This is a genomic window from Patiriisocius sp. Uisw_017 (genome assembly GCF_047731265.1).
Classification (GTDB): domain Bacteria; phylum Bacteroidota; class Bacteroidia; order Flavobacteriales; family Flavobacteriaceae; genus Patiriisocius.
In genome coordinates this window covers 3,771,799-3,787,054 of record NZ_CP159835.1, presented here as the reverse complement: position 1 = coordinate 3,787,054, position 15,256 = coordinate 3,771,799, and the positions used below count along the sequence as shown (strand labels likewise).

The following is a 15,256-nucleotide window of genomic DNA, read 5'->3' as shown; positions in this document are numbered from 1 at the left end:
AATGAAAAAAAAAACGTTTAGGGTATTGAATTTCTAGTTTTTTTTATGCATACTTAAAAATATTTCATAACAATCAAAAAGTGGTACTTTTTTAAATAAATTTAATTTGCAGAAAACAACGATTCAATTAAGAGTTAGATATGGTGAAACTGACCAAATGGGGGTAGTTTACCACGGTAATTATGCCCAGTATTTAGAGCAAGGTAGAACCGAATGGCTAAGAAATATGGGCTTTTCCTATAAATGGATGGAAGAAAATGGTGTACATCTCCCAGTTATCAATTTGAATATCAATTATAAAGCACCAGCTCTTTACGACGATTTAATTTTAGTTACCACAACCATTAAGAAAATTCCTACATATCGAATTGAATTTCACTACGAGATTCATAACCAAAAAGCTGAATTGTTAATCACTGCAGAAACGACTTTGGTGTTCATAAATAGTGCTGCAAATAAATTGATGAAAGCTCCTAGTTATTTGTTGAATAAATTGGGTGAATAAGGCAACAATAAATACGGTTTAAAATATGAGAATAGTATGAGATTTTAATTCCATAGTATAAGTACTATTTAGGTCATTTTTAAATTATTCATCTTCTTCTCTTTTAATACTGACCTTATAGGTGTTATTGAATAAATTGAAAATACGAGTTGCTTCTTTTTTTCGAACTGAAATCATTATTTTACAATTTAATTCCATTTTTTGATGGATAATTTTTAAGTCATTATCTTTAATAAGCCGCATAACAATATTCATTTCTGGATATTCAAATAGTAGCTTGAATTCCATATCAATGGTTTTTGTTAGAATTTTAGAGGTTTCTAGTGCGAGTTGGGCTGATGTTTTGTAGGCTTGAATCAGACCGCCTACTCCTAGTTTGGTTCCTCCAAAATATCGCACGCTAACTACTAATATATTAGTAAGGCCAAATGCTTGTAATTGACCATAAATGGGTTGTCCTGCACTGTTACTTGGCTCTCCGTCATCATTAACACGATATCTCTCGTAGGATTTTCCTAGTTGCCAAGCGTAGCAAAAATGACGTGCGGCATGATGTTGTTTTTTAAGTTCTTCTAGACAATTTTTAACTTGATCTTCATTTATAACGGGAAAGGCATATCCATAAAATTTACTCCCTCGATCTTTGAAGAGTGTCTCTTTAGATGGCTTTAAGATGGTTTTGTAAGTGTCTTTTTCCATTTATTGAATTTCAGAAATTGCCACTAAAAAAATACTAATCACAGCGAGAATAATTCCAATCCAGTTCTTTGTTAGAAGTCGCTCTTTAAAAAGAAGAATCCCAATGATCGTCGAAAGCATAACAATGGCAACATTATTTACCGTAAAAATCCCCGAGCTTTCTAATAAATCACTCCGCAAGGCTTTGACTAAAAAGAATATAGAAAAGTAGTTGGGGATGCCCAGGACAATACCTGCAACGATATTCTTAAGCTCGAATTCAAAAGTTCCCTTTAATCCTTGCGCTATAAAAACAAGCAAGCCGATTACAGCTGCAGCTCCAAAAATAGTTGCAGAAAATAACGGGACCTCGTTCTCAGATACGTAGGCGTCTTCAAGAAATTTTATTGAGATGTCTATAATGCCACTTCCCAAAAACACTAGTATTGGAAAAATGAGATTCTTTGGTTGTATCGCCAATCCGCGCTTGTTTTTAACAGAGGCTAAATAAACAGCTATTAAAGCGAGTAGAATTCCAATAGCCTTGCTAAACCCTAAAGACTCCTTATAATACAGGATGCCAAAAACAACAGGAATAACCACACTCATTTTGGTAGCAACAGAAACTACAGAAAGACCACTGCGTTGTGTTGTAAGCGCCATTAAATTAAAGACAATGATGAAGAGTACTCCTAATCCAAGGGTATGGTAAAACCAAGGGTTTTGAGGGATTTGGGAAAAAGTAATTGGATCTGTATAAAAGGACAAACCACAAATACAGGCTGTAAAATAATTAAACACAATAGCGTGTAATGTGTTAATTTTAAAAAAGCTAAATAGTTTGAAAATCACAAAAATAAGCGTAGACGCTGTGATACTTAATAGTAAGGCTAACATGCTGGTGCGGAGTTTTTGTAATAAATTAAGGTATCATTCTTATCCCGAGTGCTATCTGGATTCTTTTCAGAAATTTGCGCCATTTCTAATTGTGGAGCTTCGACGCCTTGCTGAAAATTTTTTGAACCTTGAAATACAAGTGCTTCATCCCATAAATTCTCATTAATAAAGGTTTGGATTGTTTTAGTGCCTCCTTCAATGATGACACTTTGTATGTTTTGATTGTATAAAATTTTACATATATTTTCAGCAAGCGAGTCGACAAAAGAGGTTTTAATAAATTTAATATTTTCTCTATTTTCAGCAACTTTCTCTGTTATAATTATGGTGTCTTCTTTTCCATCGTAAATAGTATGGTTGGTCGCTATCTTAAGCGTTCTGTCTAGTATAATTCTTGTAGGTGAATCTCCTTTCCAATGCCTCGCAGTTAAACTGGGATTGTCTTTTAATACCGTAGTAGTGCCAACCAATATGGCTTGTTCTTCTGCACGTAATTTATGTGCACGTTGCAAAGAGTTTTGGTTGGAGATCCAAACAGGTGCTATTTCGTTTTGTTCCACAGGAGCAATAAAACCATCTTGCGTTTGCGCCCATTTTAGTATAATATAAGGTCTTTTGTTGTTCTGAAATGTAAAAAACCGCTTGTTCAAATCATTGCACGCATCTTCTAAAACTCCAATAACAACTTCACATCCAGCTTCCATTAATTTTTTAATTCCTCTACCAGCAACTTTTGGATTGGGATCTGTACTTCCCACAACAACTTTCTTTATTCCTTTTGCAATTAGTAAGTCTGCACAGGGTGGTGTCTTTCCAAAATGGCTACAAGGCTCTAAGGAAACATAGCAGGTTGCTTCTTTAAATAGTTGTTCTTGTTGTGCTGTTGTTAATTCCTTTTTCTCAAAGGCTTTAATGGTGTTTTGGACAGCATTTACCTCAGCGTGAGGCAGTCCCGATTTGTAGTGATAGCCCTCTCCAATGATTGCATTATTATGAACTAAGACACAACCCACCAAGGGATTTGGATACGTGGTCCCAAGTCCATTTTTTGCTAATTGAATGCAGCGCGCCATATATTTTTCATGTACTTTCACACTGTAAAAGTACAACGAATTTTAAGAGATGGAAACTGCTGTTATCAGGGAAATTAAAATAAGCGATAATATTCAAATAGCCAATTTAATTCGCAAAGTCCTAGCGGACTTAGGTGTTCCAAAAGTGGGGACTGCTTATGCAGACTCAGCATTGGATTGTATGTTTGAAACCTATCAAAAGTCCAAGGCTGTTTATTTTATAGTGGAAGAAAACGGAAAAATAATTGGTGGCGCAGGAGTGGCGCAATTAGAGAATTATACAGGGAATGTCTGCGAACTTCAAAAAATGTATTTTTTAGAAGAAGCTCGTGGAAGGGGCATTGGGAAAGCGATGATGCAAAAGTGTTTACAAGCTGCAAAAGTCTTTGAATTTGATAAATGTTACTTAGAAACAATGACCTATATGAAAGCTGCACAAGATTTATATAAGCAATCAGGTTTTAAATATATTGACCGTCCATTGGGTGATACGGGGCATTTTTCCTGTCCAGTTCAAATGCTGAAAGAACTATAAATGAAATTAAAACAACTGCAAATACTTAGCAATAAATCTTTAAAGGGATTGTATTCTACGGAAGAAATAAATGCATTCTTTAGGTTGCTCGCAGAAGCATATTTGAGCTATACGAGATTTGAAGTCTACATTAATAAAGAAAAAGAACTTGATGAAGATACTATTGCGAAGTTTGAAGATGCTTCAAAAAGATTAAGAGACTTCGAGCCCATTCAATATATTTTAGGAGAAACTGAATTTTATGGATTGCCTTTTAAGGTCACAAAAGACACCTTGATTCCGAGGCCAGAAACAGAAGAGTTAGTTGCCTTAATAACATCAGAATATAAAAACGATACTTCAGGATTAGCGATTCTAGATATTGGAACGGGGAGTGGTTGTATTGCTATTTCAATTGCCAAAACGTTACTAAAATCAAAAGTTTCAGCAATAGATATATCTGCGGAAGCTTTAAAAGTTGCTAAGCAAAATGCAACAAGTAATAAAGTGCTTATCGCATTTAAGCAACAGGATATTTTGGCTACTGAAAAACTTTCGACGAATTATGATATTATAGTTTCAAACCCGCCTTATGTAAGAGAATTAGAGAAAGAATTAATGCAGGACAATGTGTTGAATTTTGAGCCAGAAAAAGCACTCTTCGTGAGCAATGAAGATCCGTTAGTGTTCTATAAGAAAATAAGCCAATTGGCAATAGAATTTTTAAGGCCACAAGGCTCCTTGTTTTTTGAGATTAATGAGTATCTTGGACCTGAGATGGAGGAGATGCTTAATAATTTAGGGTTTTCTGAAGTATTAATACACAAAGACATGTTTCATAAAAACCGATTTGCACAATGTCAAAAATAAATGTTTTAAAGAAAGTTTGCGTTTTTTGCGGAAGTAGCAGTGGGAATGATCTAGCAATCGAAAATGCTGCCATTGAACTTGGGACTGCTTTTGTAGCCAGAGATATTACTTTGGTTTATGGCGCGGCAAAGATTGGTATTATGGGTACGGTTGCGCAAACAGTTCTTGATCAAAAAGGTAGTGTTATTGGTATTATTCCACAATTTTTAAAGAAAAAGGAAGTGGTGCATCTTGGGCTTACCCAGCTTATCACTACGCAAAATATGCACGACCGTAAACTACAAATGCAAGAAGTTAGCGATGGTTTTATAACACTGCCAGGTGGTTTTGGAACCTTGGAAGAGTTGTTTGAAGTTATTACTTGGCAACAATTAGGATTGCATGGTAAACCTATTGGATTGCTTAATATAAATGGTTTTTATGATGAAATGATCGCTATGCTAGAAACGATGGTGAAACGAGGCTTTTTGAAAATAGAAAACTTTAATTTAATACTTATAGACACTTCAGTATCAGGATTGCTAGGGAAAATGGAAAATTTTAAAGCACCTCCCATCCCAAAATGGTTAAAGCCCGAACGGACTTAATTCTTATTTCAATTTAATTTAACGAAAAAGATCAGCTTTTCATCATTTTAATAATGTTCAAATTCTCCTATTTGCTATTTTCACATTCATGAACCAATGAAATCTTAAAGATGAGTTAACTAAAAAAGTATTTTGCCGAATGTCTAGGAACTTTTGCTCTTGGGTTATTTGGTTGCGGTGCCGCAACTAATGCTAGTGTTTCAAAAACACGTCCTGCAGGAATTGGATTTTTTGGAATTTTGCTCGCTTTTGGTCTTGCTGTTTTTGTTATGGCTTAGGCCATAGGTTCAGTTTCTGGTTAAAATATAAAACCAGCAATTTCTATTGCCACGCTTGCCGCAGGCAAACTTTCTTTGAAAGACATCGTTGGGTATGTGATTGCGCACTTTATAGGGGCGATAATTGCAGCTGCAGGCTTTACCAGAATGAGGCTTAGGGACCAATGGTTGGGGAGAAGGCTCTCTCGGGGAATATAATAAGACTTCTGCTTTGATAACTGAGTTTGTTTTTGCTTTCTTGTTTTTGATAGTGACTTTTGTTGCGACAGCAAATAACGCATCACTAGTTCTCGCTGAACTTGCTATAAGTGTTTCTTTGGTATTAATACATTTGGCAGCAATTCCTATAATTGGAGCATAGGTTGATCTTGCGCGTAGTTTAATTCCTGCTTTATTTGCTGGCTGAGCTGCTTTGAGCCAATTAGGGTTATTTATAGTAGCACCAATGGCTGGTATCCTATGTGCTGCCTTGGTAAGAAATATATTTATTGATGATTAGATAATTGTTTATAAACTTCTTTTTAAAAGATTCGGGAAAAATATTTCTAAGGCTTTTTCTTTTTAGGTGATAGCCATCTTAATTTACCGCTATTTTTACAGTATAGTTTATACGTAATTATTAAATAATTGAGATAAAAGGATTTGAATATCGCTAAGGTGCTAACTGTGTTATCAAAACTCTTTGTTTTTCATAATTAAATATCAATATTTGTGTAAAATATATAATACCAATTAAAAAACTCTCGTTTTATTAAAACACCTTACCTACTGTTGTGCATTTTAGTACTTCTCTTTTCAGTACAAGTTTCTGCTCAAAATAACCAATAAAACATTGCCAGTTTTGTTGGCATTGCTACCTCTGTTGAATATGTTACCTCTATGGCTTCAAGGCCCTAAGATTTGTTAGCTACAAATAATGAGCCAAGGGAGGCCAAGGATAAACGTTCAATTGCTAATCAGTTATTATCAGGACAAGATCCGCAAACGACTGATGACTATTTTGTGATGAACCGAAACGAGATGGAACAGGCAACAACTAGGACTCGGGCGAGCTTGGTTTTCGACACCCATTCTTAAAACTCACAGCCTACAGATCCTTCTTTAGCCGTTAGGCCTGATCACGTAATGGTAGTCTATAATACGGGTTTTATGATTTATGATAAAGCTGGTAATCAATTGCAAGGAGAGGCCTTGCTAAATCCAGCTATTTTTCCGTCTGGAGGCTGTTGCGATTTAACTGCATCGTATGATAATACAGCGAATAGATGGGTTTTAACTTTATTAGGGAGTGGTGCGCAAATAGCAGTGTTAGATGGTCCTAATCCTTTAACTGCTGGCTGGTCTAATTATACGATAGCTGCTATTCAAGATTATCAAAAACTAACGGTTTGGAGTGATGGTTATTATATCACAGAAAACACTAATGGATTTAATAAAGAATGGGCGTTAGAGCGCTCTGCAATGCTAGCGGGAAACCTTGGGGCTAAAGTGTTGGGGTTTGAGTTACCTAGAATTGTTGTTAGTGACTTTTTTAGTCCACAAGTTTTAAATGTTACAGATAATAATCTACCAGCTGCTGTTGGAGCTACAGTAGTTTATATGCAGGACAATGATTGGAATGGCGTATCTACAGATCATATAAAATTATGGACTATCGATGTGGACTAGAATACTACTTCTAATTCAACCATATCTTCTGCACAACAAATAAATATAACCCTTTTAATAGTGTTTTTGACAATGGTAGTTTTTCAAATTTGTCACAACCTAATGGAGGCACCGCAATAGATGCTCTTCAAGCAACAATAATGAATCAAGCGCAATTTAGAAAGTTTGGAACCTACAATGCGGCGGTGTTTAACTTTGTGGTTGATGCAGGTGCTGGTTCGGCTGAAAGAGCTGCCGTACAATGGATAGAATTCCGTCAAAATGGTGACAACCAACCTTGGTCATTGTATCAAGAAGGAACCTATACGGCGCCAGACGCAAGACACGCTTGGAACGCAAGTTTAGCTATGGATGGTCAGGGTAATATTGAGGTGTATTCAATTACTGGCGCTCTTGTGAAAACAATTTCAGAAGTGTCTAACAGAATCTCGTTAGATACTTCAAATGTTGCTTCGGGAATGTACTTTGTGCGTTTTACGAGTAATGGATTTGTTATTACAAAACGATTTGTAAAAAAATAAATATCCAAACAAATTTTTATTTAAAAGGCTCCTGATATGGGAGTCTTTTTTTTGTTCAAATTCTATTACATTTAAAGTATGAATTTTATCTTTGCTAAATGGCTCCTCAAGAAAAAATAACGCAACTTAGAAATCAACTTCGTGATCATAATTATAAGTATTATGTACTAGATACTCCATCTATTTCAGATTTTGAGTTTGACGTAAAACTCAAAGAACTGCAGGCTTTGGAGGAAAAGCACCCTGAATATTATGATGCCAATTCTCCAACCTTAAGAGTCGGAGGTGAGATTACAAAAAACTTCGAAACAGTAGCGCATGAATTTAGAATGTACTCTTTGGATAATAGTTATTCCAAGGAAGATCTCGAAGATTGGGAAACGCGTATTAAAAAAATGGTAGATGGAGAGGTGCAGTATACCTGTGAATTAAAATATGATGGAGCATCAATTAGTTTGCGGTATGAGAATGGAAATTTTATAAAAGCAGTAACACGTGGTGACGGGTTTCAAGGAGATGATGTAACTGCAAATGTGAAGACCATTAAATCTGTTCCTTTACAACTAAAAGGGGACTATCCTTCCAAGTTTGAAATACGAGGTGAAATTGTTCTACCATTTGAAGGCTTCCATAAAATGAATGAAGCGCGTTTAGAAGCTGGAGAAGAACCGTATAGAAATCCACGTAACACAGCAGCTGGAAGTCTTAAGCTCCAGGATAGTGGAGAGGTAGCGAAACGCCCATTGGAGTGTTTGCTTTATAGCTTAAAGGGAAATGATATTCCAACGACAACGCAAATGGAAAATCTTGAAATAGCGAATAATATGGGTTTTAAAGTCCCACAAATTGCAAAATTAGTTTCAAGTATTGATGAGGTTTTAGCGTTTATAAATCATTGGGATATATATCGCCACGAATTACCCTATGAAACTGACGGTGTCGTAATAAAAGTGAATAACCTTCAACAGCAAGAAGAATTAGGATATACAGCAAAAGCCCCTCGTTGGGCAATGGCTTATAAATTTAAAGCAGAGCAGGTTGCTACAATTCTTGAAGAGATTACGTATCAAGTAGGTCGCACAGGAGCTATTACACCCGTTGCAAACTTAGAACCTGTCGAGCTAGCTGGAACCACTGTAAAAAGAGCGTCCTTGCATAATGCAGACCAAATAGAAAAACTGGATATTAGAGTAGGCGATACTGTTTTTGTAGAAAAAGGGGGGGAGATTATACCCAAGATCATTGCTGTAGATTTTGATAAAAGACCTTTAAGTAGCAAGATAACTCAATATATTACACATTGTCCTGATTGTAAAAGACAGCTTGTTCGGAACGAAGGAGATGCAAAACATTATTGCCCCAATGAAGAAGGTTGCCCCACTCAGATTATTGGGCGTATCCAGCATTTTATTTCTCGTAAAGCGATGGATATTGAAGGCTTAGGAGGAGAAACTGTAGCATTGTTAGTTACTAATAATTTGGTGACTACCTATGCAGACTTATACGATCTAAAAGCAGACCAGTTACTTCCCTTAGACCGTATGGCACAAAAAAGTGCAGAGAATGTTATTGCAGGCGTCGCGGCATCTTGTTCCATAGCTTTTGAACGTGTTTTATTTGCCTTGGGGATCCGGTTCGTAGGAGAAACAGTGGCTAAGAAACTATCAAAACATTTTAAAAGTATTGACGCTTTAATGAATGCCACTTTTGAAGAATTAATTGCCGTAGACGAAATTGGTGATAGGATTGCTGAAAGTGTTATAGCATTCTTTGCAATTTCAGAAGCTCAAGATTTATTTACTCAAGATAATTCACCAGGCATTGAAAACCGAAAGATTATTGAGCGTTTGCGAGAAAATGGAATTCAATTAGAAATTTCAGCTGAAAAATTAGCTGGGCAGACAACCATATTAGCTGGAAATATATTTGTGGTTTCAGGGGTATTTACTCAGGTTTCTAGAACGGAATTAAAGAAATTAATTGAAGATAATGGCGGGAAAGTCTCTAGTAGTATTTCCACTAAAACCACTTATGTCGTCGCAGGAGATAATATGGGGCCAAGCAAACGCGAGAAGGCTGAGGGTTTAAATATCCCCATTATTTCAGAAAATGAATTTTTAGTTATGTTAGTGTAAGATTTAATTCTAAAAGGATTCCCTACCATAAGACAAAACTAATCATGACCCAGGATTGGGTAATGAATTGCTTGAAGTCGTAATATCACGAAATAGATAACAAAGGCTATTCTTTTTTATATATTTCGTGATATTATTTATTTAATTGATTAAAATCACAATGTAATTGATTAAAACATTCGTTTTTCTCATTAAATTTTTATGGTAGATTATTTATTTTAGGATGTAAAAGCTTTAAAAATGTATTGTTTCCCCAAACATTACTACAACATAGCTTGTTTTGTTAAATTCTCACACTTTACAATAACACTACAATCTAGAATATTTTCGTCTTTTGTCGCGATTATACGCTGTTGAGCCAATAAATAATAAATCCCTGCAATTGTATGTTTTTTGTAGGGGGCGTAAAGGAATGCGCAAACTAGTTTGATGTTATCTTGCTTACCAAGACTTTTATTTTAAATAAATAGCACTATTTAAACCCATTATCGTTAGGAGCTAAAATAAAGATGAATCATTTTGAGTTCTCCTAAGTAAACAATAATAATTATGAACAACATATTCTACGTTGCGATTGCCTCGGTTATAGGTTCATTTATTTTGGTTACTTTCTTAATTCCAAAGATTAGTTGGATTGTGAGAAGTCGAAATTTAATTGATCGTCCAGATCAAAGAAGTTCTCACATTAACTCCACACCAACCATGGCAGGTGTTTCCTTCTTTTTCACTTTAATATTTATGTTAATATTACTTAAGGAATGGGATGTAAACGCAATTGGGATAAATTTAATTGCTTCGCTTGGTTTATTGTTCGCTATCGGCTTAAAAGATGATTTGGTTGTGTCTACGCCAAGAGCAAAAATAGGAGGTGAGATAATGGCGATTTGTTTTATTCTTTTTTGTAATTGTGTTCAAGTAGAGTCTCTTAACGGTTTTTTAGGAATACATGAGATTCCTAGTTTTGTGTCTTATGTGTTTATCGTATTGATGATGTTAACAATTATCAATTCGTATAATATGATTGATGGAATTGACGGACTAGCCTCCACTATTGGAATTGTAATTTTTAGTATCTACGCCTTAATTTTTTATACCTTAAATCAGACTTTTTACTTTTTATTAAGCTTAATTTTAATCGGGGTTTTACTAGGTTACCTGCGTTATAATTTGTCGAAAATAAATAAAATATTCATGGGGGATACTGGATCACTGATCATTGGATTTTGCATTGGTTTTATGTCGCTAAAGTTTTTGTCCTTAGATGCTTCTTTACTTGAGGCGCATTCCTTTAAAGCTCAAAATAGTCTTGTGGTTATTGGAGCAATCTTTTTCATTCCATTGTTTGATACGCTTAGGGTTATAGGCATCCGATTGATAAACAACAAGAGTCCCTTTTATCCAGATAATAATCATATTCACCATATTCTTATAAATTCAGGACTATCACATTTTAAGGCGAGCTTGTTTCTATGCTTTTTAAATTTAGTATTAGCCGTAATATTTATATTTCTTTCCAGATTATTCAGTAATTTTATTATGCTCGGTTTTTATATAATTTCTTTCATTATATTATTAGGCATTTTCCATCAACTAAGAAAAAATATTGGTCAAGTTAATAGTTTTAGACATCTAATTGCTGCCATTAAATTCTTCTTTTAATACATAGTAATGGATCATACAGTTCCCTATAGATCGAGTAGTTTAGACAATAATCATCTGTTATAATGAAGAAAATAATTTTTTTTGAATTAAACGAAGTCCCTATTAGGGTGTTTGAATATTACATGAAGATGAGGCCTAATTCTTGGCTAGCGAACAATTATTCAAAATTTAAGAAGTACGAAACAATAACTGAAAATAAAGGGCATCTCTCGCCTTGGAATACTTGGCCAACATTGCATAGGGGCGTGCCAAGTGATAAACATTTTGTTTCAGATTTTAATCAAGACCTTACTGATGTTGATAAAGAGTTTCCGCCTTTATGGGATGTACTTTCGAGGAATGGTATAAAAACTGGAGTTTTTGGGTCACTGCACTCTCAAGCAGTACCAAAAAGCACCGAAAATTATGATTTCTACGTTCCAGATGTATTTGCACCAAACTATGAGTGTTTTCCTGATGATATTGAGTTGTTTCAAAAGATTAATCTAAATCTATCTAGAAAGTCTGGTCGTAATGTTGATACTTCGTTGCCTTATACTGAAATATTAAAGGGACTTTCAAAAATTAGATCCTTCGGGTTTAAATTCGATACATTGACAAGTGTGACAAAGCAATTGGTGGAAGAAAAGATTAATCCTTGGAAAAATGTTAGAAGAAGAACGTATCAAACTGTCTTGTCATTTGATGTTTTTTATAAATTATTAAATGATAAAAAACCTGATTTTGTAACCTTCTTCACAAATCACGTGGCATCGAGTATGCATAGATATTGGGCTGCTCTTTTTCCTAATGAATATGAAAATTTAGAATATGATAAGGAATGGATAAATACCTATAGTAATGAAATTATTTTCACGATGGATCATACAGATAGGATGTTGAAACGGTTATCCACCTTTATTGATAAGAATCAAGATTATAAGCTTATTATTACTTCTAGTATGGGGCAGGAAGCTATTGAGTGTGAGCCAACTGAAACACAAATTGTTATTAAGGATAATAAAAAGTTTATGAGTATGCTTGGTATTAATGACGCGAATGAATACAAGGTTATGCCAGCTATGGTGCCACAATTTAACTTTGTGGTTGGAGAAAATTACATTCAAAAGTTTGAAGACAATTTAAAAAGACTCACAATAAATAGTGAAGCTGTTTCCTATAGAAAGAAGGGGGCTAACTATTTTTCTGTAGACCTTATCTTTTTAAATTTACAAACAATTAATATCAGTGTTGGAAATACATATTTTAGTATTGAGGATAGTGGATTGCAAAATATGACAATAGATGACAAGTCTTCTTCAACGGCATATCACATACCAGAAGGACATTTATTTTCTTATCACCCAAAAAATGCAACTTCAGATTTTTTGGAAGAACAATTGCCTACCTGTGATATTGTTCCTATAATAATGAATAATTACGGCATCAAGAGAAAAGATTACATGAATAAAACAGCTTATGTTAATCTATAAATGGCAATTCTTACTTTTTAGAAAAAAATCAATGTTATTTGGTAGAAATAATTTCTAAACAATGAAGTTAGCGTTTAAACGAATTACATCAACGGGTAGTTTTATTCCAGAGATAGATGGTTTGCGATTTATTGCCATTGCAAGTGTAGTTATTATGCACGCAAGTTCCTACATAATGATTAAAGATCAAACAAACTATATAGATGTATTTGATTTTGAATTATTAGGAAGTATTCTGCATCACGCGATGCTCGGCGTGCCTATATTTTTTGCCATTAGTGGTTTTATCTTGGGCTTACCATTTGCTAAATATCATATCAATAATGGCAAACCAATTAATCTTAGGGCTTATTTTGTTAGACGATTATCCCGCTTGGAGCCTCCTTATATTGTAGTACTCACAATGTTGTTTTTTGGATATGTTATTTTTTTTAAAACTATGCCATTTGATATGGGTTTGAAAAGTTATTTGTCATCTCTAATTTATTCGCACAATATAATCTATTCAGGAGTCCACCCTTTTCCGCTTTTAAATCCTAATTTATGGAGTTTAGAAATTGAAATACAGTTCTACATTTTGGCGCCACTATTGGCGTATATTTTTTCAGTAAAACCTGTTTTGCTTAGGCGTGGATCTCTAATTATTATAGCCTTATTGTTTACAATGTTCAATGTGTATTATACACTTCCATTTTTAAGTATAGTGAAGTATTTTCACTATTTTTTGGTTGGGTTTTTATTAGCAGATTTGTACGTCTCTAAATCCATTATCTTTCCCAAAACCAGATTAGATGCTTTAATTGGTCTATTTTTCTTTGTGTTTATTTGGGTTTTTGAAACAGCAGGTTTTACGTCAAACATAAGTAAATCTGCTTGGGAAGTGATACAGTTGGTAAGTATCTTTTTCCTGTTTTACTATGTGATATTCCATAAGGCACTAAAGTTTTTGTCCTATCCATTTATAACTAATATAGGCGGTATGTGCTATTCTATTTATATGTTGCATAGCCCAATTATTTATGTTTTTGGAAAGTACATTGTTATGGTTACCTTTTCAAAGTATTCTGTGCTTAATTTTTCAATTTATTTAATCCTATTATTGGCTGTCATTCTTTTCATTTCTGCTATATTCTTTCAATTGATAGAGCGTCCTTGTATGGAAAGAGACGGGTATAAAAAGTTATTTAAACGGCCTAAAAAAATCAAAGAAAACAGTTTTTAAGAAAAGTACTTGTAATATAAATTTGTATTTTTCGATGCTGTAAATCTGTAAAATATTTAACTAGTTAAAAAAAATAATATGAAATACACGCCACATAGAATTTTAATGGCAGCGGGTAATCGTTTAGGACTTATTAACCTTATGTGCAATGTTTTCGAGCTTCAAAAAAAGCCGAAAAATCAACACAGGATTAAAAAAGACAAAGTCTTTGGGTTTTTTGAAGATTCTTTAGGGAATTCTATAGAATTACTATCAGGGTTACGAGATAGGATTAAACCATCGTGGCGATTGATGATTAATCCTGTTCAAGCGGTTATAACAGCTCCTTCAAGAGAAATAATGGAGTTGAAAATATTGGAACAAAAACAAGCTTTGAACCGTATTGAAAATTATTTACAAACATTTTCTTTATCTTTTATTGATAAAGAAATATTAGAAATAGGAACCTACGATGGGTCTTCTGCCTATGCCTTTGCATCACTAGGAGCGAAACGAGTTTTAGCAACAGACATTGCAGCATACTATATTAACCAAACCCCTGGTGGAGTTGTTTCAGTAGAGGCTGTAGTAGAAAAAAACGTGGAACTTAAGCAAACTAGAGAAGCATATGCTGGCGCAGTGAGTCAAGAAGCAGCCTCTAGAGTTAGTTTTATCGAAGACGATATAAGTAGCTCCGCTGTAGCATCTGAATCTATGGATGTAGTTGTGAGTTGGGAGGTTCTTGAACATATTACTAAGCCAAACGATGCATTTAAAGAAATGTCTCGAATACTTAAGAAGGGCGGATTTGCCTTTCATGAGTACAACCCGTTTTTTTCGGTTGACGGCGGGCACAGCCTTTGTACATTAGATTTTCCATGGGGACATGCAAGACTTAGTAATGAAGATTTCGAAAGATATTTAGATGAATTTCGACCGGAGCAGAAAGAGGTGTCACTTAGTTTTTTTCAAAATAACTTAAACAGAATGACGCAATCACATCTTACCGATTGTATAGAGCAAAATGGGCTTCGTATTGTAAGTATAATCCCTTGGTACTCAGAAGAAGATCAATCGTCTTTGTCAATCGAAATGCTCAATCAGTGTAAAAAAATTCATCCAACTGCCGAACTCGTCGATTTAGCAGCTCCAATTGTTTGGGTTCTCTGCGAAAAGATTTAAAATGATGCCTTCA

General features: G+C 34.5%; 14 protein-coding genes. 11 read left to right on the top strand and 3 right to left on the bottom strand.

The genetic code is table 11. The annotated features are described in order from the left end of the window. Positions 1-106 precede the first annotated feature (106 nt). The gene (locus tag ABXT67_RS17100; RefSeq protein WP_415375242.1) at positions 107-505 is read left to right on the top strand and encodes an acyl-CoA thioesterase; all 399 of its coding nucleotides are present in this window, start codon (positions 107-109) and stop codon (positions 503-505) included. 84 nt (positions 506-589) lie between these two features. On the opposite strand, the gene ABXT67_RS17095 is transcribed toward ABXT67_RS17100, so the two are convergent. Genes ABXT67_RS17095 through ribD form a run of 3 tightly spaced genes read right to left on the bottom strand, consistent with a single transcriptional unit; the run spans position 590 to position 3,174 of the window. Next, positions 590-1,204, bottom strand: coding sequence for an IMPACT family protein (locus ABXT67_RS17095; protein ID WP_415375241.1), 615 nt, complete (start codon positions 1,202-1,204; stop codon positions 590-592). Beyond that, positions 1,205-2,080 carry an EamA family transporter gene (locus tag ABXT67_RS17090; protein WP_415375240.1) on the bottom strand — a complete coding sequence of 292 codons (876 nt, stop codon included), beginning with the start codon at positions 2,078-2,080 and terminating at the stop codon, positions 1,205-1,207. Next, positions 2,074-3,174, bottom strand: a complete 1,101-nt coding sequence (gene ribD / locus ABXT67_RS17085) for a bifunctional diaminohydroxyphosphoribosylaminopyrimidine deaminase/5-amino-6-(5-phosphoribosylamino)uracil reductase RibD (RefSeq protein ID WP_415375239.1) — start codon at positions 3,172-3,174, stop codon at positions 2,074-2,076. The genes ABXT67_RS17090 and ribD overlap by 7 nt, the downstream gene beginning before the upstream one ends. Before the next feature lie 28 nt (positions 3,175-3,202). Between ribD and ABXT67_RS17080 the strand changes: the two genes are divergently transcribed. The 10 genes from ABXT67_RS17080 to ABXT67_RS17035 all read left to right on the top strand — a co-directional run bounded on the left by ABXT67_RS17080 (position 3,203) and on the right by ABXT67_RS17035 (position 15,243). After that, positions 3,203-3,688 carry a GNAT family N-acetyltransferase gene (locus tag ABXT67_RS17080; RefSeq protein WP_415375238.1) on the top strand — a complete coding sequence of 162 codons (486 nt, stop codon included), beginning with the start codon at positions 3,203-3,205 and terminating at the stop codon, positions 3,686-3,688. Further along, positions 3,689-4,537 (top strand): peptide chain release factor N(5)-glutamine methyltransferase, encoded by an 849-nt coding sequence (gene prmC / locus ABXT67_RS17075; RefSeq protein WP_415375237.1) that lies wholly within the window; start codon positions 3,689-3,691, stop codon positions 4,535-4,537. Continuing rightward, complete coding sequence (locus tag ABXT67_RS17070; RefSeq protein WP_415375236.1) at positions 4,525-5,124, top strand: TIGR00730 family Rossman fold protein; 600 nt, start codon at positions 4,525-4,527, stop codon at positions 5,122-5,124. Before prmC ends, ABXT67_RS17070 begins: the two co-directional genes overlap by 13 nt. A 1,427-nt stretch (positions 5,125-6,551) precedes the next feature. Beyond that, positions 6,552-7,070, top strand: coding sequence for a hypothetical protein (locus tag ABXT67_RS17065; protein WP_415375235.1), 519 nt, complete (start codon positions 6,552-6,554; stop codon positions 7,068-7,070). An 89-nt stretch (positions 7,071-7,159) separates the two neighbouring features. After that, entirely contained in the window at positions 7,160-7,591 is a 432-nt protein-coding gene (locus ABXT67_RS17060) for a T9SS type A sorting domain-containing protein (protein ID WP_415375234.1), read from the top strand. Between the two features lie 98 nt (positions 7,592-7,689). After that, positions 7,690-9,726 carry an NAD-dependent DNA ligase LigA gene (gene ligA, locus ABXT67_RS17055; protein ID WP_415375233.1) on the top strand — a complete coding sequence of 679 codons (2,037 nt, stop codon included), beginning with the start codon at positions 7,690-7,692 and terminating at the stop codon, positions 9,724-9,726. Between the two features lie 549 nt (positions 9,727-10,275). Next, positions 10,276-11,385 carry a glycosyltransferase family 4 protein gene (locus ABXT67_RS17050; RefSeq protein ID WP_415375232.1) on the top strand — a complete coding sequence of 370 codons (1,110 nt, stop codon included), beginning with the start codon at positions 10,276-10,278 and terminating at the stop codon, positions 11,383-11,385. Positions 11,386-11,450: 65 nt separating this feature from the next. Next, a complete protein-coding gene (locus tag ABXT67_RS17045) occupies positions 11,451-12,860 on the top strand; it encodes an alkaline phosphatase family protein (RefSeq protein WP_415375231.1) in 1,410 nt (469 codons plus the stop codon). A gap of 61 nt (positions 12,861-12,921) precedes the next feature. Further along, the gene (locus ABXT67_RS17040) at positions 12,922-14,082 is read left to right on the top strand and encodes an acyltransferase family protein (protein WP_415375230.1); all 1,161 of its coding nucleotides are present in this window, start codon (positions 12,922-12,924) and stop codon (positions 14,080-14,082) included. A gap of 78 nt (positions 14,083-14,160) precedes the next feature. Then, complete coding sequence (locus tag ABXT67_RS17035; protein WP_415375229.1) at positions 14,161-15,243, top strand: class I SAM-dependent methyltransferase; 1,083 nt, start codon at positions 14,161-14,163, stop codon at positions 15,241-15,243. Positions 15,244-15,256 lie beyond the last annotated feature (13 nt).

Excerpts from the sequence above, each read along its gene's own strand:
- ligA (WP_415375233.1), top strand. The coding sequence starts at position 7,690 with ATGGCTCCTCAAGAAAAAATAACGCAACTTAGAAATCAACTTCGTGAT.
- ABXT67_RS17090 (WP_415375240.1), bottom strand. The coding sequence starts at position 2,080 with ATGTTAGCCTTACTATTAAGTATCACAGCGTCTACGCTTATTTTTGTG.
- ABXT67_RS17035 (WP_415375229.1), top strand. The coding sequence starts at position 14,161 with ATGAAATACACGCCACATAGAATTTTAATGGCAGCGGGTAATCGTTTA.
- ABXT67_RS17045 (WP_415375231.1), top strand. The coding sequence starts at position 11,451 with ATGAAGAAAATAATTTTTTTTGAATTAAACGAAGTCCCTATTAGGGTG.
- prmC (WP_415375237.1), top strand. The coding sequence starts at position 3,689 with ATGAAATTAAAACAACTGCAAATACTTAGCAATAAATCTTTAAAGGGA.
- ABXT67_RS17065 (WP_415375235.1), top strand. The coding sequence starts at position 6,552 with ATGATTTATGATAAAGCTGGTAATCAATTGCAAGGAGAGGCCTTGCTA.
- ABXT67_RS17050 (WP_415375232.1), top strand. The coding sequence starts at position 10,276 with ATGAACAACATATTCTACGTTGCGATTGCCTCGGTTATAGGTTCATTT.
- ABXT67_RS17040 (WP_415375230.1), top strand. The coding sequence starts at position 12,922 with ATGAAGTTAGCGTTTAAACGAATTACATCAACGGGTAGTTTTATTCCA.
- ABXT67_RS17095 (WP_415375241.1), bottom strand. The coding sequence starts at position 1,204 with ATGGAAAAAGACACTTACAAAACCATCTTAAAGCCATCTAAAGAGACA.
- ABXT67_RS17080 (WP_415375238.1), top strand. The coding sequence starts at position 3,203 with ATGGAAACTGCTGTTATCAGGGAAATTAAAATAAGCGATAATATTCAA.
- ABXT67_RS17070 (WP_415375236.1), top strand. The coding sequence starts at position 4,525 with ATGTCAAAAATAAATGTTTTAAAGAAAGTTTGCGTTTTTTGCGGAAGT.